16 protein-coding genes and 1 tRNA gene are annotated in these 17,112 nt (G+C 67.4%); 11 read left to right on the top strand and 6 right to left on the bottom strand.

The genetic code is table 11. From position 1 onward, the window contains the following. Positions 1–2 precede the first annotated feature (2 nt). On the bottom strand, positions 3–989 hold the full coding sequence (locus AC3WRC_RS07195; RefSeq protein ID WP_492303380.1) for an LLM class flavin-dependent oxidoreductase: 987 nt from the start codon (positions 987–989) through the stop codon (positions 3–5). Between the two features lie 102 nt (positions 990–1,091). Between AC3WRC_RS07195 and AC3WRC_RS07190 the strand changes: the two genes are divergently transcribed. From AC3WRC_RS07190 to recA, 7 genes are all read left to right on the top strand, one after another. Next, positions 1,092–1,352, top strand: a complete 261-nt coding sequence (locus AC3WRC_RS07190; RefSeq protein WP_055807356.1) for a hypothetical protein — start codon at positions 1,092–1,094, stop codon at positions 1,350–1,352. A gap of 93 nt (positions 1,353–1,445) precedes the next feature. Further along, positions 1,446–1,943 (top strand): hypothetical protein, encoded by a 498-nt coding sequence (locus tag AC3WRC_RS07185; protein ID WP_055807359.1) that lies wholly within the window; start codon positions 1,446–1,448, stop codon positions 1,941–1,943. Then, positions 1,940–2,737: a phosphatase PAP2 family protein gene (locus AC3WRC_RS07180; protein WP_055807363.1), complete on the top strand. Its 798-nt coding sequence runs from the start codon at positions 1,940–1,942 to the stop codon at positions 2,735–2,737. The genes AC3WRC_RS07185 and AC3WRC_RS07180 overlap by 4 nt, the downstream gene beginning before the upstream one ends. 1 nt (position 2,738) lies before the next feature. Next, positions 2,739–3,689 carry a right-handed parallel beta-helix repeat-containing protein gene (locus AC3WRC_RS07175; RefSeq protein WP_492303379.1) on the top strand — a complete coding sequence of 317 codons (951 nt, stop codon included), beginning with the start codon at positions 2,739–2,741 and terminating at the stop codon, positions 3,687–3,689. A 66-nt stretch (positions 3,690–3,755) separates the two neighbouring features. Beyond that, positions 3,756–5,606 carry a M20/M25/M40 family metallo-hydrolase gene (locus AC3WRC_RS07170; RefSeq protein WP_492303378.1) on the top strand — a complete coding sequence of 617 codons (1,851 nt, stop codon included), beginning with the start codon at positions 3,756–3,758 and terminating at the stop codon, positions 5,604–5,606. A 79-nt stretch (positions 5,607–5,685) separates the two neighbouring features. Further along, positions 5,686–7,326 carry an MHYT domain-containing protein gene (locus tag AC3WRC_RS07165; RefSeq protein ID WP_492303377.1) on the top strand — a complete coding sequence of 547 codons (1,641 nt, stop codon included), beginning with the start codon at positions 5,686–5,688 and terminating at the stop codon, positions 7,324–7,326. A gap of 169 nt (positions 7,327–7,495) precedes the next feature. After that, positions 7,496–8,578 carry a recombinase RecA gene (gene recA / locus AC3WRC_RS07160; protein WP_055754312.1) on the top strand — a complete coding sequence of 361 codons (1,083 nt, stop codon included), beginning with the start codon at positions 7,496–7,498 and terminating at the stop codon, positions 8,576–8,578. Between the two features lie 407 nt (positions 8,579–8,985). Here recA and AC3WRC_RS07155 read toward each other — a convergent pair whose 3' ends face one another. The 4 genes from AC3WRC_RS07155 to AC3WRC_RS07140 all read right to left on the bottom strand — a co-directional run bounded on the left by AC3WRC_RS07155 (position 8,986) and on the right by AC3WRC_RS07140 (position 14,121). Beyond that, complete coding sequence (locus tag AC3WRC_RS07155) at positions 8,986–11,178, bottom strand: 3-hydroxyacyl-CoA dehydrogenase NAD-binding domain-containing protein (RefSeq protein ID WP_492303476.1); 2,193 nt, start codon at positions 11,176–11,178, stop codon at positions 8,986–8,988. A gap of 17 nt (positions 11,179–11,195) precedes the next feature. Beyond that, on the bottom strand, positions 11,196–12,401 hold the full coding sequence (locus AC3WRC_RS07150; RefSeq protein ID WP_045809961.1) for an acetyl-CoA C-acetyltransferase: 1,206 nt from the start codon (positions 12,399–12,401) through the stop codon (positions 11,196–11,198). A 204-nt stretch (positions 12,402–12,605) separates the two neighbouring features. Then, complete coding sequence (locus tag AC3WRC_RS07145; RefSeq protein WP_055807382.1) at positions 12,606–12,827, bottom strand: hypothetical protein; 222 nt, start codon at positions 12,825–12,827, stop codon at positions 12,606–12,608. 58 nt (positions 12,828–12,885) lie between these two features. Beyond that, complete coding sequence (locus tag AC3WRC_RS07140; RefSeq protein ID WP_492303376.1) at positions 12,886–14,121, bottom strand: PQQ-dependent sugar dehydrogenase; 1,236 nt, start codon at positions 14,119–14,121, stop codon at positions 12,886–12,888. 188 nt (positions 14,122–14,309) lie between these two features. Here AC3WRC_RS07140 and AC3WRC_RS07135 point away from each other — a divergent pair. Together AC3WRC_RS07135 and AC3WRC_RS07130 are read left to right on the top strand one after the other, a co-directional pair. After that, positions 14,310–14,386 (top strand) — tRNA-Met (locus AC3WRC_RS07135). 75 nt (positions 14,387–14,461) lie between these two features. Then, a complete protein-coding gene (locus AC3WRC_RS07130; protein ID WP_055754317.1) occupies positions 14,462–14,773 on the top strand; it encodes a hypothetical protein in 312 nt (103 codons plus the stop codon). Between the two features lie 7 nt (positions 14,774–14,780). On the opposite strand, the gene AC3WRC_RS07125 is transcribed toward AC3WRC_RS07130, so the two are convergent. Beyond that, positions 14,781–15,446 (bottom strand): TlpA family protein disulfide reductase, encoded by a 666-nt coding sequence (locus tag AC3WRC_RS07125; protein WP_492303375.1) that lies wholly within the window; start codon positions 15,444–15,446, stop codon positions 14,781–14,783. Here AC3WRC_RS07125 and argH point away from each other — a divergent pair. Beyond that, entirely contained in the window at positions 15,445–16,884 is a 1,440-nt protein-coding gene (argH, locus tag AC3WRC_RS07120) for an argininosuccinate lyase (RefSeq protein ID WP_492303374.1), read from the top strand. The two genes, AC3WRC_RS07125 and argH, sit on opposite strands and share 2 nt — an antisense overlap. Further along, complete coding sequence (locus AC3WRC_RS07115) at positions 16,881–17,111, top strand: hypothetical protein (RefSeq protein ID WP_055807399.1); 231 nt, start codon at positions 16,881–16,883, stop codon at positions 17,109–17,111. Before argH ends, AC3WRC_RS07115 begins: the two co-directional genes overlap by 4 nt. Position 17,112: the final 1 nt, after the last annotated feature.

Here is a 17,112-nt window from a genome sequence, read left to right as displayed (position 1 = left end):
GGCTAAAGCTGCTCGCGAATCTCGCCCACGATCTCCAGACTGCGGATGCGGGCGGCGTTGTCGAACATCATGCCGGTGATCATCAGCTCGTCCACGCCGGTCAGGGCGATGAAGTCGGCAAGCTGGCGTTTGATCGTCTCCGGGCCGCCGATGGCGGAATAGAGCAGGCGGCCCTTGGCGCCCGCGATCTGCTGCGGCGTCAGGATCGTGGTGATGTCGTCGACGGGCGGCGGCAGCTTGCCCGGCTTGCCGGTCGAGAGGCGGGCGAAGCTCTGCTGCATCGACGTGGACAGGCGCACGCCCTCGGCGTCCGTATCGGCTGCGAAAACGTTGATCGCGGCCATGGCGTGGGGCTTGGCCAGGCGGTCCGAGCGGATGAACTCGCGGCGATACAGGGCTAGGGCCTCCAGCAGCAGTTCGGGCGCGAAATGGCTGGCGAAGGCGTAGGGCAGGCCGAGCTGACCGGCGAGCTGGGCGCTGAACAGGCTGGAGCCCAGAAGCCAGATCGGCACGCGCAGGCCGGCGCCGGGCACGGCGTGGACGGGCTGGTTCTCAGACGCCGGTTCGAACCACTGGATCAGTTCGACGACGTCGCGCGGAAACTGATCGGCGCCTTCGAAATAGCGCCGCAGCGCACGGGCGGTGGCGCCGTCCGTGCCGGGCGCGCGGCCCAGGCCGAGGTCGATGCGGCCAGGGAACAGGGTCTCCAGCGTGCCGAACTGTTCGGCGACGACCAGGGGCGCGTGGTTGGGCAGCATGACGCCGCCGGAGCCGACACGGATGCGCTCGGTCCCCGCCGCGACATGGCCGATGACAATGGCGGTGGCGGCGCTGGCGATGCCGGGCATATTGTGGTGTTCGGCCAGCCAGAACCGCTCATAGCCGAGCCGGTCGGCGGCCTGGGCCAGGGCCAGGGTTTCGTCCAGGCCGCGTCGGGCGTCGCCGCCTTCGACGATGGGGGAGAGGTCGAGAACTGAAAACGGGATCATGACGCCTAGATCGGGTCTGTCCCTCGGGGTTCAAGGGCGAGGGTCTGGAACCGCAACCGGATCAGGCGCTTTAAACTCATCTCGACGAACGGAGACTGCGTCATGACCGACACCGATCCCACCAAGCCCGAAGCGGATTGCGACGACGCCCGCGAAGCCGCCGACATGGGCGAAAAGCCGGATCTGGGTCACAAGGCGGATACGCTGATCGACGCGCTGGACGGCAGCGATTCGGGATCGGACACGCGGGCAGGCTCGCTGCGCGGCGGGTCGGCAGCAGGCACGGATGACGACCCGGATTCGGCCAAGATCAATGCACGTTTGGCCGAAGAAGGCTCGGCCGATAAAAGCGCGGCTGACTAGGACGACGACGCAGACTGAGCGGGCGCCTTGTCGCCGCCGCAACCATGCGCCACGGTGGCGCTCTGACCCTCTCGGTCCAAGGACGATCTCTCGATGACGCTTCGCTTGGCGGTCTCCGCCGTCGTGGTTCTGTTTTGCCTCGCAGGATGTGATCGCTCGGCCCAACCGGTCGAGGCCAAGGCTGCGCCTGAAGCGTCGGCGCCGGCCGTCGCTGATGCGACGCCTCCAGCAGCCGAAGCGCCCGCCGTCGTAGGAGGGGCTGCGCCCGCCGCCGCCGACGGCGCGCCGTCCTTTGCGGTCCTTTATCCCGGCGCACAGGTGGACGGACAGCCGCTGGCCGCTGGCGGCGAGGCTGGGCCGGGCGGCCTTGTCACCTTTACCACCAGCGCCTCGCCGGACGATGTCGTCGCCTTCTATCGCGAGCGCGCCGAGAAGGCGGGCCTGCGGTCCGTCGCCGGAATGAACCAGGGTGACACACGCGCCTATGGCGCGGCGGCGGACGCCACAAACGGCGCCTCGTTGCAGGTCGTCGCCACGCCGACCGAGACCGGCCAAACCTCGGTCCAGCTGGGCTGGAGCGCTGGTCAGTGAAACGGGTCGCCGCCCTGAGTGCGGCGACGGCGATCCTGCTGGCCGCGGGGTGCGCCCGCGCACCCAAGCCAGGCGGCACGATACCGACAACGGGCTTCCTGGGCGATGAAGCGATCGCCCAACTGACGGATGCGGTCTCGCCAGCCCCGGCTCCGGGTTCCGTCGCGGACCTGGCGGACAAGGCGGCCTCGGCGCGGCTTGCAGCGCTGGAGGACGGCGATCGTTGGCTGCTGGCGACCGCCCATGCCGAGCTGCGCCCGCCCCTGGCCCTGCAACATTTTGACTGCGCCTTGGGCGTGCGGATGGGGTCAGCCGAGACGCCAGCGCTGGACCGGGTGATGGCGCGGATCTTCCATGACGCGAACAGTGCGGCCGAACGCGTCAAGGCGCGCCAGGCGCGGCTGCGGCCGGTCGGCGACGACCCCAGTCGCCGCGCCTGCCAGACCCTGACGCCGGCGGGGAGACGCAGCGCCTCATATCCGTCCGGCAGCGCGGCGGTCGCGACGGCCTATGGCGAGGCCTTTGCGGCTCTGGAGCCGGACCGCGCGGAGGCCGTGCGCCGGATTGGCCATGAGATCGGGGTCAGCCGCCTGATTTGCGCCATGCACTATCCGACCGATGTCGCGGTCGGCGAACAGATCGGGCAGGCTGTTGCGGCCAAGGCCGTCGCCACCCCGGCCTTCGAGGCGGACATGGCGGCGGCGCGGGCGGAGTTGGCGGCCGCGCGTCGCAGCGGCCTGACCAATCCCGGCTGCGCGGCCGAGCGCGCGGCCTTGGCGATCCCTCTGCCGTGATATGACAGCGGCGCTGGCTCTGGCCCTGCTGACGTTCCAGGCCCCGGCCGACCGGCCGTGCACGCCTCAAGAGGTCGCGGCGCTGACGGCGCCGTCGACCCAGCCCTATCGCCTGACGTGCCAGGCCGACCTGTCGGGCGTCGATATCCGCCGTCGCGTGTTGATCGAGGGCGCGGAAGGTTCAGGAGCGTCGCTGGATTGCGGGGGCGGGAGGATCCGCGCGCCAGGCCCGGCGACGACCTCCGCCCCGACCATCGCCGTCTGGTCTCGCCGCGAGGGCGATCAGTGGTCGCGGCCGGTCGATGTGACGATCCGAAACTGCACCATCGTCGGCAATGTGCGGATCTGGGGCATGGGGGCGGGGGGATCGATGCGGGACCTACTGGCTTCGTCGCGCACCGCCGGACACACGCAAGCGGCTCAGTCCGCCGCGCCGATCCGCGTCACCCTGGACCGGGTTCGGTTCGAGGGCTTGGGGACCATTCCCCTCTATGTCGGACCCGGGGTGACGCGCACCACGGTGACGCGGTCCCGCTTTGTGGGCCGTTCGACCTCCACCGCCGTCTATCTGGACGCCGAAAGCGCAGGCGCGTTGATCCAGGACAACGATTTCGATATCCGCACCGGGCGCGAGCAGATTGCGGTGGACGGGTCCGGCGCCAACCGCATCGTCGGCAACCGGCTGGCGCTGCACGGCAAGGGCGGAGTGTTTCTGTACCGCAACTGCGGCGAGGACGGCGTGATCCGCCACCAGACGCCGTCCTATAATCAGATTACGGACAATCTGTTCACCGGCGCGGGCTGGTTGCGGCCGCGCGCGGTGGTGATCGGATCGCGTGAGGGCGGACGGCGCTACTGCGGCGACGATCGCGGCTGGCCGTTGGGGTCCAGCGCGGACGACGGCGATGGGGCCACGGGCAATCTGACGGCGCGGAACATCGTGCGGCGCTGATCGGACACCTTGCGCAGAGTGATGGTTCGGGGCTGATTGCGGGACAGAGCGATCGGGGGATTAGATATGCGGTGGGTGTTGTTTCTGGCGTCCCTTGCGGCGGCCCTCGGCTTGGCGGTGCTGACCGCGCAGACGCCCAAACCCCTGCCCGCCTCGACGCCTGCGGTTCAGTTCTCGGCCGCGCGCGCCATGATGGACGTGAACCGGATCACACGAGCGCCGCATCCTGTCGGTTCGGCTGAACATCGGCAGGTTCAGACCTATCTTGTCCAGAGGCTGAGGGCGCTGGGGCTTCAGCCCGGCCTGCAGACCGGCGCCCTGTCGCCCGCCGCCGTCGCCCGGATCGAGCGGGAGGGCGGAAATGCAAGCGATGTCCAGGCGATCAATATTGTCGGGGTCCTGCCGGGACGGAATCCCGCCCTGCCCGCCGTCGCCCTGATGGCCCATTACGACAGCGTGCCGAACTCGCCCGGCGCCGCCGACGATGCGACCGGCATTGCCGCCATTCTGGAAGCCGTGCGCGCGATCATGGCGCGGGGCGGGGCCGAGCGGACGCTGGTGGTCCTGTTCACCGACGCCGAGGAGCTGAATCTGGACGGGGCGCGGGCCTTCTTCAGCGAGCATCCGCTGCGCGATGACATCGGCGCGGTGATCAATCTGGAGGCGCGGGGCGGCGGCGGGCGCGCCATGATGTTCGAGACCGGGCCGGGCAACGCCCAGACCATCGCCCGCTATGCGCAGGCGACCCAGAGGGCGACGGGCGGGCCGTCCAGCAACGCCCTGGCCATCTTCGTCTATCGGCTGATGCCCAATGGCACGGACTTCACTGTGGCGGCGGACCGCAAGCTGGCGGGGATCAACCTGGCCTTCATCGGCCGCCCGGCGCAGTACCATTCACCGTCCTCGACGCCGCAGGCGCTGGATCTGGGCAGCGTGCAGCATATCGGCTCCCAGGCGCTGGAAATGGCCGATGACCTGTTGCGGGCGCCGACCCTGCCGCAGGCGACGCAGAACGCCGTCTATGCCGACGTCTTCGGCCTGTTCGTCGTGCAACATTCTCCGGCGATCGGTTGGGTCCTGCTGATTGTGGGGGTTCTCGCGACGGCCTTCGCCGCATGGGGCGCACGCCACGCCACGGGCTTGCGGGCGACGTCGGTCGTGCGGGGCGCGGCGGATGGCCTGTGGCTGTTGGCCAGCGCGGTGGTGGTGGGACAGGCGGTGCGCGTCCTGGCCGGGCCGATCGGCCGTCGCGTGGATTCGGCCGACCTCTATTACACCTTGCTGCGCCGCCTGCCGGTTCTGGAAATCGCCGTGGCCCTGGCCATGCTGGCCCTGGTTTTGATGCTGACCGCAGGGCGGCGCCTGATGGGCCGGTGGGGCGCAGCTGGAGTGATACTGGCCGCATTCGCGATTGCAGCGGCGCTGGGCGGCTTCAGCCTGCCGGTCCTGGGGGCGACGGTGATTGCCCTGGCGCTCAGCCTGGCGCGGCCGAAACCGCAGGACGCAGACGCCGTCTGGGGCGGCTGGCTAGGGTTGATCGTCCTGGTCCTGATCCTGGGCGGCGGGGTGCAGGCGATAGCGCCGGAAGCCGCCTTCCTGCTGCTGTGGCCCGGTCTGATCGCCGCCCTGGCCGCCGCGTCGACGGTGGTGATCGGCGCCCGCTTCGGCTCGTGGGCATCCTTCGCGCCCGCCGTCGTGACCACGGCGCTGGTCGGCGGGTGGTTGCTGGTTCAGGCGCACGGCGTCTTCCTGGGGGTCGGCATGGACATGCCTGGCGCGGTGGGGCCGATCGCCCTGATGATCGCGATGCTGATCCGCCCGCTGACGCCCGGCGCGGATCGCGGCTTGCCGGTCTTCGCCGCCGCCAGCCTGGCGCTGGCCGTCGCGGTCGCCGCGGGAGCCAGATTGGTCGCTTGATCCGGATGCGTTTCGCAGTCGTCCGAGCGATGAAATCGGGCTAAGCATACCGCTGCTGTTTCTTGGGGCTTCGGCGCGCTTGCACCACCTTCACGTCAATGCCTTCACCGTCCTGTCGCTGGCGATCGCGATTCTAGGCGCGTGGACGGCGCTGGATCTGTTCAATCGCACCCGCGATCAGATCGGCGCAACGCGGTTGCGTTGGCTGGGCGTTGCGGCCCTGGCGCTGGGCGTCAGCATCTGGTCGATGCATTTCATCGCCATGCTGGGGTTCGAAGTCGAAGGCCCGGTCTTCTATGATCCCGGCCTGACGCTGGTCTCCTTCCTGCTGGCGACGGCCGGCACGTCCGCGGCCTTCCTGACGGCGGGGACGGCGCAGGCCAGCCCCTTGCGACTGGCGCCGGCGGCCCTGCTTATGGGCGGATCCATCGTCGCCATGCACTATGTCGGGATGGCGGCGATGCGGATGAACGCTGTCCTGAGCTATCAGCCCGTGCTGGTCGCCCTGTCGGTCGTGGTGGCGGTCGCCGCCGCCTATGCCGCTCTGATCGCGGCCCGTCAGGAGCGGGGTCTGGCCTGGCGCGCGGTCGCCGCCGTGATCCTGGGTCTGGCCATCGTCTCTATGCACCATATCGGCATGGCGGCCCTGATCCTGACCCCGATCGCCGACGCGGGGCCGGTGGAGGGCGGGGCGTCGCCGGTCGTCTTGGCGGTCGCGGTGACGACCGGGGCGGTGACGCTGCTGTTTCTCGCGCTCGGCGCCTCGATCGTCGATCAGCGGGCCAATGTTCTGGCGGCCGTGGACGCCGGCGGCGTCGGCTTCTGGGAAGCGACCCTGCCGATGAAGACGACGATGATGTCAGGCCGCGCGCGCGAAATCCTGTCCATCGATCCGTCCTGCCGCCTTGGCCCGAGCGAGGTCGGCGACCGTCTGTCGCCCGAGGATCTGCCGTTGCATCGTCAGGCGCTGGAGCGCGCCCTGGCGGGGGAGGGCGAATACGATCAGGAATGGCGTCTGCCGGCCTCTGGCCGGTGGATCCATCTGCGCGGACGCCTGATCCGCAGTCGTTCGGGCCGGCCGATCAAGATGTCGGGCGTCATCACCGACATCACCGATCGCCGCGAGGCCTTCGCCGCCTTGGCCGACAGCGAACGCTTGCAGCGATTGCTGATCAACGAACTGAATCACCGGGTGAAAAACACACTGGCCACGGTGCAGTCCATCGCCCACCAGACCGCGCGGCGCACGCCGGATGTCGCCACCTTCACCGCCCTTTTCGAAGCGCGGCTCGTGGCCCTGTCCAACACTCAGAACCTGCTGACGGCCGCGAACTGGGAGCATGTCGATCTGCGCGCCATGCTGGCTCAGGAACTGGCCCCCTATGCCGAGGAACAGGTCCGGCTGACCGGTCCGGCCGTCGATCTGAACGCGCAACAGACGTTGGGGATGGGGATGGTCTTTCACGAGCTGGCGGTGAACGCCGCCAAATACGGCGCCCTGTCGAACGCCTCGGGCTGTGTGCGGATCGACTGGTCCGTGGCGGAAGGCCATCTGCTGCTGGATTGGGTGGAAAGTGGCGGGCCGACGGTGTCGCCGCCTCAGCGCAAGGGCTTCGGTTCGGTGCTGATCGACTCGACGATCAACCGCTCGCTGCACGGCTCGGCGGTCATGACTTATGACCCCGAGGGCGCGAGCTTCAGCCTGCGCCTTCCGCTTTAGATGGCGTCAAAAACGGTCGTAGGATTTGGCTGTTCTCGTTTTGATCAATGAGAACATCTTGTGAACCAGAACAAACCATGCACATAGTCCGCCTCACGAAACGGGGGCGGGTCCAGGCGGGTCTCTCCCAAGCTGAATGACGGGAATCATGGCAAGGGAGACGAAGGCAATGGCTTCACAGGCGGCACTCAAATTGGTGGGCAAGGACGACGGCGACAAGCAACGCGCCCTGGAGGCGGCGATCGCGCAGATCGATCGCGCCTTCGGCAAGGGCTCGGTGATGAAACTGGGCAAGGCGGGCGTGGTCGCCGAGATCGACAGCGTCTCGACCGGCTCGCTGGGCCTGGACATGGCGCTGGGCATCGGCGGTCTGCCGGTCGGGCGGGTTATCGAGGTGTTCGGCCCAGAATCCTCGGGCAAGACGACCCTGGCTCTGCACACCGTCGCGGAAGTGCAGAAGAAGGGCGGGGTCGCCGCCTTCGTCGACGCCGAACATGCGCTGGACCCGGTCTACGCCCAGAAGCTGGGCGTCAATCTGGATGATCTTCTGGTGTCGCAGCCGGACACTGGCGAGCAGGCGCTGGAGATCGTGGATACGCTGGTTCGGTCGGGCGCCGTGGACATTGTGGTCATCGACTCCGTCGCGGCCCTGACGCCGCGCGCCGAGATCGAGGGCGAGATGGGCGACAGCCTGCCGGGCCTTCAGGCGCGCTTGATGAGCCAAGCCCTGCGCAAGTTGACGGCCTCGATCTCCAAATCGAAATGCATTGTGCTGTTCATCAACCAGATCCGTCACAAGATCGGCGTCATGTACGGCTCGCCCGAGACGACGACGGGCGGCAATGCGCTGAAGTTCTACGCCTCGGTGCGTCTGGACATCCGCCGCACCGGCGCGATCAAGAACCGCGACGAGGTGGTCGGCAACACCACCCGGGTCAAGGTGGTCAAAAACAAGGTCGCCCCGCCGTTCCGCGAGGTCATCTTCGACATCATGTATGGCGAGGGTATTTCCAAACTGGGCGAGGTCATCGACCTGGGCGTCAAGGCCGGCATCATCGAGAAGTCGGGCAGCTGGTTCAGCTATGACTCCACCCGGATCGGTCAGGGCCGCGAGAATGTGCGCGAGTTCCTGAAGCAGAATCCGGACATCGCGGCCTCGATCGAAAAGGCCGTGCGCGCCTCGACCAACAAGATCGCCGACGAACTGCTGGGCACGCCCGAGCCGGACGAGGGCCAGGACCTGGAAGGCTGACGCCGGCCTCCGAGGCTGGGCGGACTGTCAGAGTCTGTCCCGGTCTCGGTCCGGTCTTTCACCGCTACTCCGTCGCCCTAGCGACCCGCCACCGACCCCGCGAAGGGCGGCGGAGCGACCCGCTCGACCTCGTGTCGGGCGGGTCTTTTCTTTTGTGAGCGGTGCTGAGCTTTCTTTCGTCATTCCGGGCGAAGCGTAGCGGAGACCCGGAACCCAGCGGCGCGCGTGAGCGCGAAGCTGTCGCGAACTCGCCGCCCCGAGATCCTGCGATGGAAAGATCGCCTCCGGCGCCGCTGGGTCCCCCGGTCGCGCTTCGCGCGCCGGAGGATGACGAAAGGTCAAACGCCAAACGAAAACGGGCGACCCGAAGGCCGCCCGTTCCGTCTTCTGTGGATGTCCGCGACCGATCAGGCGGCGGCCTTCTCCGGGGCGAACTTGCCGTAGAAGGTCTCGTTCTTCGCCGCCATGTCGCGCAGCAGCTGCGGAACTTTGAAGCGGTCGCCATAGGTCGCGGCCAGACGGTCGGCGGTCTCGACGAACTTGGCCAGGCCGATGCCGTCGATCATGCTGATCGGACCGCCGGTCCAAGGCGCGAAGCCCCAGCCCAGGATGGCGCCCAGGTCCGCTTCGCGCGGATCGTCGATGACGCCCTCTTCCCAGCAACGGGCCACTTCGACGGCTTGACGATACAGCAGGCGCGTCTTCAGCTCGTCGATCTGGGCGAAGGCGGTCGGCTCTTCCGGCTGGTCGATGCCCTTGGTGGTGGGGGCCAGTTCGCCCAGACCCTTCCAGATCGTCTTGGGCTTCTGATCGTAGTCGTAGAAGCCCTTGCCGTTCTTGCGGCCGAAGCGACCGCCCTCGACCATCTTGGCGACGATGTCGGCGCCTTCCGACGGGACGTATTTGTCGCCGAGATCCAGCGCCGTCTGTTTGGCGATCTTGTAGGACAGGTCCAGGGCGACGTCGTCGTGCATCTCCAGCGGGCCGCGTGGCATGCCGGTCATGCGACCGACATTGTCGATCAGGGCTGGGCCGTAGCCCGCTTCCAGCATCGCCATGCCCTCCATCAGGAAGGTGGAGAAGCAACGCGAGGTATAGAAGCCGCGGCTGTCGTTAACGACGATCGGCGTCTTCTTGATCTTCAGCACATAGTCCAGCGCCTTGGCGATGGCGGCCTGACCCGTCTTTTCACCCAGGATGATCTCGACCAGCATCATCTTGTCGACGGGCGAGAAGAAGTGGATGCCGATGAAGTCCTCGGGCCGCACCGAGGCCTCGGCCAGGCCGGTGATCGGCAGGGTCGAGGTGTTGGAGCCGAAGACGGCGCCCTCGGCCAGTTGCGCCTCGGCGCGCTTAGTCACATCGGCCTTGATCTCGCGGTTTTCGAACACGGCCTCGACGACCAGATCGGAACCCTTGATCAGGTCATAGTCCGTCGTCGCCGTGACCGAACCCAGCAGGGCGTCATACTTCTCCTGCGTCAGCTGACCCCGCGACAGGCGCTTCTTCAGCAGCTCCTCGACGTGGGCCTTGCCCTTGTCGGCGGCTTCCTGGGTCTGGTCGATCAGGATGGTCTCGATGCCGGCGAGCGCCTGCACATAGGCGATGCCTGCGCCCATCATGCCGGCGCCGATGACCGTGACCTTCTTCGGGTCGGACTTGGGCACGCCTGCCGGACGAACGGCGCCCTTGTCCAGTTCCTGCTTGGACAGGAACAGCGAACGGATCATGGCCTGGGCCTGCGGCGTCATCAGGGTCTTGATGAAGTAGCGGGTCTCGATGCGCAGGGCCGCGTCCATCGGCACCTGGGCGCCTTCGTAAACGGCCTTCATCAGGTTCACCACGGCCGGATAGTTGCCATAGGACTGCTTGCGCAGCATGGCGTTGCCGACCATGAAGTTTTGAATGCCGGCCGGGTGATAGGGGCCGCCGCCAGGCAGTTTGAACGACTTCTCGTCCCAGGGCTGGACGGCCTTGCCGCCGTTCTTGATCCAGACCTTGGCGGCCTCGACGGACTGGCCCTTTTCGACCACTTCATGGATGATGCCGGCGCCCTTGGCGTCGTTCGGGCGGAAGGACTTGCCCTCGCTCATCGCCATCATGGCGTTCTGGACGCCGACCAGGCGCGTCAGGCGCTGGGTGCCGCCGCCGCCGGGGAACAGACCGACCTTGATCTCAGGCAGGCCCAGCTGGATCTTGTTGTCGTTCTCGACCACGCGGTAGTGGGCCGCCAAGGTGAACTCCAGTCCGCCGCCCAAGGCCAGGCCGTTGATCGCGGCCGCGATCGGCTTGCCCGAGGTTTCCAGCGCACGGAAGGCGCCGTTCAGCTTCCAGCCGGCGTCGAACGCCTTCTGGAGGTCGCCGCCGCCCGACAGCACGCCGCCGGCCATGTCGCCCAGGTCCGCGCCGGCGCAGAAGCCCGAGGCCTTGCCTGAGGTGATGACGGCGCCCTTGATGGCGTCGTCGGTCTTGATGCGTTCGACCAGCTCGGGGATTTCCTTCATCACCAAGGAGGTCAGGGTGTTCATCGAACGGCCCGGAACATCAAAGGTGATCAGGGCGATGCCGTCGGCGTCGACGTCGATCTTGAAGTTTTCCATATCCATTTGCTCCTGGATCAGACGCGTTCGATGACGGTGGCGGTGCCCATGCCGCCGCCGATGCACAGGGTGACCAGGGCGGTCGACTTGTTCGAGCGCTCCAACTCGTCCAGGGCGATGCCGGTGATCATGGCGCCGGTGGCGCCGAGCGGGTGGCCCATCGAGATACCGCCGCCGTTCACGTTCATCTTGGCGTGGTCGATATTCAGGGCCTGCATGTAGCGCAGCACGACGGCGGCGAAGGCCTCGTTCAGCTCCCACAGGTCGATGTCGTCGGGCGTCATGCCCAGCTTGCCCAGCAGCTTGCGGGTCACATATTCCGGGCCGGTCAGCATGATCGACGGCTCGGAGCCGATCGAGGCGCCGCCCAGGATCTTGGCGCGGGGCTTCAGGCCCAGGGCCTGGCCGGCTTCCAGCGAACCGATCAGCACGCCGGCCGAACCATCGACGATGCCGGACGAGTTGCCCGGCGTGTGGACGTGATTGACGCGCTCGACCTCGGGATAGCGCTGATTGATTACGCCGTCGAAGGCCATTTCGCCCATCATGGCGAAGGAGGGGTTCAGGCCGCCGAGCGCCTGCATGTCCGTGTTCGGACGGATCGTCTCGTCATGATCCAGGATGGTCAGGCCCAGCTGGTCCTTGACGCCGATGACCGAGTTCTTGAACCGACCCTCGGCCCAGGCCTTGGCGGCGCGCTTGTGGCTCTCGACCGAATAGGCGTCCACGTCGTCGCGGCTGAAGCCGTATTTGGTGGCGATCATGTCCGCCGACACGCCTTGCGGCACGAAATAGGTCGGGAAGGCCGACGAAGGGTCGGTCGGCCAGGCGCCCATATCCGAACCCATCGGCACGCGGCTCATGACCTCGACGCCGCCGCCGACGGCGAAGTCGGCCTCGCCGGACTTCACCTTGGCCGTCGCCATGTTCACGGCTTCCAGGCCCGAGGCGCAGAAGCGGTTGATCTGGACGCCCGCCGTATATTGAGACCAGCCGGCCGAAAGCACGGCGGTGCGCGCGATGTCGGCGCCGAGTTCGCCCACGGGCGTGACGCAGCCCAGGATGACGTCGTCGACCTTGGAGGTGTCCAGGTCGTTGCGGTCGCGCAGCGCTTCCAGCACCTGGGTCGCCAGGCTGAGGCCGGTGATCTCGTGCAGCGAGCCGTCCTTCTTGCCCTTGCCGCGCGGCGTGCGGACGGCGTCGTAGATATAGGCGTCAGCCATGGAAATGCGTCTCCATCTTTGGGCCCATCCTCAACATGCGGCAGGTCGCGGCACGACGGACGGGGCGGTTCCAAGCGTGGACGCCAAGAACCCTACGTTTACGTCAACGTCAAGTAATAAGCCGCGTGATCGCGGCCTCTTGCGGCGGATGCTTTGACGGACTGAAGGTCTGAGAGCGTGGGAACGCCGGCCGAGCGCCCGCTGTCAGCGAGGCGGAATACGGGTGGCGCCGCCGGTGATCTTGCAGGCGTATTCGGTCTGGGGACGGCCGGTCTGAACGCCAGTCGGCGTCAGAATGCCTTGGTCACGCGTGCAGGCGGCTTCCAAGGCGTTCAACTCCTGCTGATAGCTATTGGTCGCGCCCATAGTGCCGCAGCCCGAAAGCAGCGGCAGGACAATGGCGGCGGAAAGGATGAGGATACGCATGGTTCGGTGCTCCCTTTGGAGCGTCAACCGCTCCGCATAGCCCCCCGGCCCTCGAAGACTACTGCGTCGCCGACAGCCTGACCAGCTTGCCGTTCTGCTCGTCGGTGATGGCCCAGACCGATCCGTCGGCGCCGACCGCCACGTCGCGTATGCGTTCGCCCAGGTCCGTCAGCAGGCGCTCTTCGCCCACCACGCGGTCATTCTGGATGACCAGACGCGCAATATGTTTTTCCTTCAGGCCCGCGACCAGCAGGTTGCCGTCCCAGCCGGGGAACATGGCGCCCTGATAGAAGGTGGCGCCGCCGGGCGCGATCACCGGATCCCAGTAATAGACGGGCTGTTCGGTGCCATCCTTTTGCGTCGCGCCGCTGTTGATCTGACCGCCCGCATATTCGACGCCGTAGGCCGCATCCGGCCAGCCGTAGTTGGCGCCGGCCTTGTCCAGATTGACCTCGTCGCCGCCGCGCGTGCCGTGTTCGATGGTCCAGATGGCGCCCGTTCCCGGCTGAACGGCGACGCCCTGGACGTTGCGGTGTCCCAGGCTCCAGATTTCCGGCAGGGCGCCGGCGCGGCCGACGAAGGGGTTGTCCTGCGGGACCGTGCCGTCGGCGTTGATGCGGATGGTCTTGCCCATGTGCGAGCCCAGATCCTGCGCCTGGGGCCGCATAGGCTTGTCCGAACGCTCGCCCAGGGTGATGAACAGCTTGCCGTCCGGCGCGAAGGCCAGGGACGACCCGAAATGCTTGTCGCCGTCATAGACCGGTAGGGCGCGGAAGATGACCTGGACGTTCTCGACCCGCGATCCGTCGTCCGACAGACGCCCGCGCGCGACCGAGGTGGCGTTGCCGCCTTTCCGCGGTTCGGCATAGCTCCAATAGATCATGCGATCCTGCGCAAAGCTCGGCCCGACGATCACATCCAGCAGGCCGCCTTGACCGCGCGCGTCGACGGCGGGCAAGCCCGCGACCGGTTCGCCGAGCTGGCCTTGAGCGGTGATGATGCGCAGACGGCCCGGCTTTTCAGTCACCAGCCAGCGGCCGTCGGGCAGGGCCGCCAGACCCCAGGGGTGGACAAGGCCCGAGGCGACCACCGTGTGGGTCATGGCCTGTTCGGTCTTGACGCCCGGCGCGCGGGTCTGGCCGGCGAAGGCCGGTTGTTGATCAGGATTGTTCGCCGGACGCGTCTCCAGCGGGGCCCCGGCCTGAGGCGCAGCGCCGGCGCTCTCGCTATTTGCGCCACAGGCGGCGGCGAGAACGAGCAGGGATGTCGAGGCGGCGGCGACGATCAGGCGCATGAAGGACGAGCTCCGGCTGGGCTGTGGGCAGTCGTTACGAAACGGTGAGGCCAGCGTTACCGTTCCTGGCTCTGACCGTCTTGCGCTCTATCGCCGCAGGTTCTGGTTCGAGACGACTTGAACCGCGCGCCCGACGGCGATATAGGCACGCCTCTTTCGCGCTGGCCCCGGCCTCGCGCAGGGCCCGGGACTGGGTAGCTCAGATGGTTAGAGCGGTGGATTCATAACCCACAGGTCGGCGGTTCGATCCCGCCTCCAGTCACCACCTCATTCCCGCTGCAACCTGCGCCGTTGTGCTGCGTTTTCCGGTCGAGATTTCAACCTTGACCGGAGTTTCGTCGTGACGATCCGAACCAAAGCCCTGATGGCGGCCGTCGCCGCAATGACGCTGGGTGCTGCCGCCTGCACCCAGGCCGAGCAGGAAAAGACCGAGGCGCATGCCGAGGCTGCGGCCGACAAGACGGCCGATGTCGCGTCTCAGGCCGGAGAAGTGATCGAAGGCGGCGCGATGAAGGCGGCACAGGCGGTCGAGAGCGGCGCCGGCAAGGTCGCCGACAAGCTGGAAACCGAACAGGCCGAGGCTGCGGCCGAGGGCAAGCCTGGCGCGATCAATCCCGCGACCGACCAGCGCGTGCCGGCCAATAACAACTAAAAGTCGATCAGGCGGGAGGCGGCGCGCCGCCTTCCGCCAGGATCGCATCGATCAGGGCTTGGGCTTCTTGGCTCGACCAGTCCGCCTCGCCCTTCATGACAGCGCGGATGCGGCCCTGACGATCCAGGACGATGGTCTGCGGCATGGCGCCCTTGCCGGGGAACTCGAACGGCAGCTGGAATTTGGCGTCGCTGTAGAAGGGCAGGGGCGCGTGGTCGGCCAAGAAGCGTTTCGCCTCGGCTGCGGCTTCGGGTGTGGCGTCCACGTTGATCGGCAGGACGACCAGATCCTCGTTCGCCTCATAGGCTTTCGCCAGCGCCTGGAGCGTGGGCATTTCCGCCTTGCAGGGCGCGCACCACATCGCCCACAGGTTCACGACCACGACCTTGCCCTGAAAAGCCGAGAAACGGACGGCTGTGCCCGTGCGATCGCGGAACGCGTATTCGGGCGCCGGTTTCGACTCGGCCCGGGTCGACAACGCGGCCAGGGATCCGACCGCGAAGCGCGCCAGATCGCTTTTCGGCGCCTCGGCGGCGGTTGTGGTCTGTTCGACTTGCGCCTTCTGGCGATGATTGGCGTATAGCGACATCGCCATGCCGCCGGCGCCGGCGATGGTGCTGACGACGACGACCGCGCCGACGACCGCCCAGATCGCCTTTCTTGAGCCGCTCATGACCGAAACACCTTCTTCCGACGCCAATCCATCCGGCGGTTCGACTGCGCCGGTGAAGCCCGCGGGTCAAGACATGTGGGGCGGACGCTTTTCGTCGCGCCCCGCCGAGATCATGCAGGCGATCAACGTCTCGATCGGCGTTGACCAGCGCCTGTGGCGTCAAGATCTGGCCGGGTCACGGGCTCACTGCCGCATGCTGGCCAAACAGGGCATCATCGCGCAGGCCGACGCGGACGCGATCCTGGGCGGGCTGGACGCCATCCAGTCCGAGATCGAGACGGGGACCTTCCCCTTCCGGGATCAGTTCGAGGACATCCACATGAATGTGGAGGCGCGCCTCAATGAACTGATCGGCGAGCCGTCCGGCCGCCTGCACACGGCGCGCAGCCGCAACGATCAGGTCGCGGTCGATTTTCGCCTGTGGGTCCGCGACGCCTGCGATCGCTCGGTCGCGCAGTTGAAGGCGCTGCAGGCCGCGTTGCTGACGCGCGCCGAACAGCATGCCGGCGACCTGATGCCCGGCTTCACCCATTTGCAGACCGCCCAGCCGGTGACCCTGGGGCACCATCTGATGGCCTATGTCGAGATGTTTGGCCGTGATGCCGGACGTTTCGCCGACGCCCGCGCCCGGATGAATGAAAGCCCGCTGGGGGCGGCGGCCCTGGCCGGTTCGCCCTTTCCCATCGATCGCCAGGCGACGGCGGCGGATCTGGGTTTCGACAGGCCGATGGCCAACAGCCTGGACGCCGTGTCGGACCGCGACTTCGCGCTGGAAAGCCTGGCCGCCGCCTCGATCACGGCCGGGCATCTGTCGCGCTTGGCTGAGGAGATCGTGGTCTGGATGACGCCGATGTTCGGTTTCGCCAGCCTGCCCGACGACCTGACCACCGGCTCGTCGATCATGCCGCAGAAGCGCAATCCGGATGCCGCCGAACTGGTGCGGGCCAAGACCGGGCGGATCATGGGGTCTCTGGTCGCCCTGTCCACGGTGATGAAAGGCCTGCCGCTGGCCTATTCCAAGGATATGCAGGAGGACAAGCCGCCGGTGTTTGAGGCCTTCGACGCCCTGGATCTGGCCTTGGTCGCGATGACGGCGATGGTGTCGGCCCTGCAACCCAACACCGAACGAATGGCCCACGCGGCGGGCGCGGGCTTTTCGACTGCGACGGACCTGGCCGACTGGCTGGTGCGCGAACTGAACCTGCCGTTCAGGAAGGCGCACCATGTGACGGGGGCGGCGGTCAAACAGGCAGAGACGCTGGGCGTGGATCTGTCGCAACTGCCGCTTGAAGAAATGCAGAAACTGGAGCCGGGGATCACCGAAGCGGTTTACAAGGTGCTGACCGCCGAGGCTTCGTGCCAAAGCCGCCAAAGCTATGGGGGAACCGCGCCGGAACAGGTCCGTGCGCGCATCGCCGACTGGAGAGCCCGCCTGTGAAAAAATCTCTGATCCTCGCGGGCGCGCTCGCCCTCCTGACCTCCGCCTGCGGCCGGATGGCCGATCTGGAATCGCCGGTGCGCGAGACCGAGCGTGCGCCGCGCAGCAGCCGCGCGCCGGGGCTGCCCGAGCCGGCGACCATGAACCGTCCCTCCAGCAGCGTGCCGATCGACGGCGGCCCGTCCAACCCGATCGGCGCCGGCGCCGCCCAGAACGACCCGCGGTAAG

This window comes from Brevundimonas sp. EU05-FHT14B07 (assembly GCF_058790795.1).
The sequence above is the reverse complement of the archived record's forward strand: the minus strand, read 5'-3'. Positions and strand labels throughout refer to the sequence as shown.

What these genes read in the sequence shown, in the direction of transcription:
- AC3WRC_RS07195 (WP_492303380.1), bottom strand. Translation starts at nt 989, where the DNA reads ATGATCCCGTTTTCAGTTCTCGACCTCTCCCCCATCGTCGAAGGCGGC.
- AC3WRC_RS07190 (WP_055807356.1), top strand. Translation starts at nt 1,092, where the DNA reads ATGACCGACACCGATCCCACCAAGCCCGAAGCGGATTGCGACGACGCC.
- AC3WRC_RS07185 (WP_055807359.1), top strand. Translation starts at nt 1,446, where the DNA reads ATGACGCTTCGCTTGGCGGTCTCCGCCGTCGTGGTTCTGTTTTGCCTC.
- AC3WRC_RS07175 (WP_492303379.1), top strand. Translation starts at nt 2,739, where the DNA reads ATGACAGCGGCGCTGGCTCTGGCCCTGCTGACGTTCCAGGCCCCGGCC.
- AC3WRC_RS07170 (WP_492303378.1), top strand. Translation starts at nt 3,756, where the DNA reads ATGCGGTGGGTGTTGTTTCTGGCGTCCCTTGCGGCGGCCCTCGGCTTG.
- recA (WP_055754312.1), top strand. Translation starts at nt 7,496, where the DNA reads ATGGCTTCACAGGCGGCACTCAAATTGGTGGGCAAGGACGACGGCGAC.
- AC3WRC_RS07155 (WP_492303476.1), bottom strand. Translation starts at nt 11,178, where the DNA reads ATGGAAAACTTCAAGATCGACGTCGACGCCGACGGCATCGCCCTGATC.
- AC3WRC_RS07150 (WP_045809961.1), bottom strand. Translation starts at nt 12,401, where the DNA reads ATGGCTGACGCCTATATCTACGACGCCGTCCGCACGCCGCGCGGCAAG.
- AC3WRC_RS07145 (WP_055807382.1), bottom strand. Translation starts at nt 12,827, where the DNA reads ATGCGTATCCTCATCCTTTCCGCCGCCATTGTCCTGCCGCTGCTTTCG.
- AC3WRC_RS07140 (WP_492303376.1), bottom strand. Translation starts at nt 14,121, where the DNA reads ATGCGCCTGATCGTCGCCGCCGCCTCGACATCCCTGCTCGTTCTCGCC.
- argH (WP_492303374.1), top strand. Translation starts at nt 15,445, where the DNA reads ATGACCGAAACACCTTCTTCCGACGCCAATCCATCCGGCGGTTCGACT.
- AC3WRC_RS07125 (WP_492303375.1), bottom strand. Translation starts at nt 15,446, where the DNA reads ATGAGCGGCTCAAGAAAGGCGATCTGGGCGGTCGTCGGCGCGGTCGTC.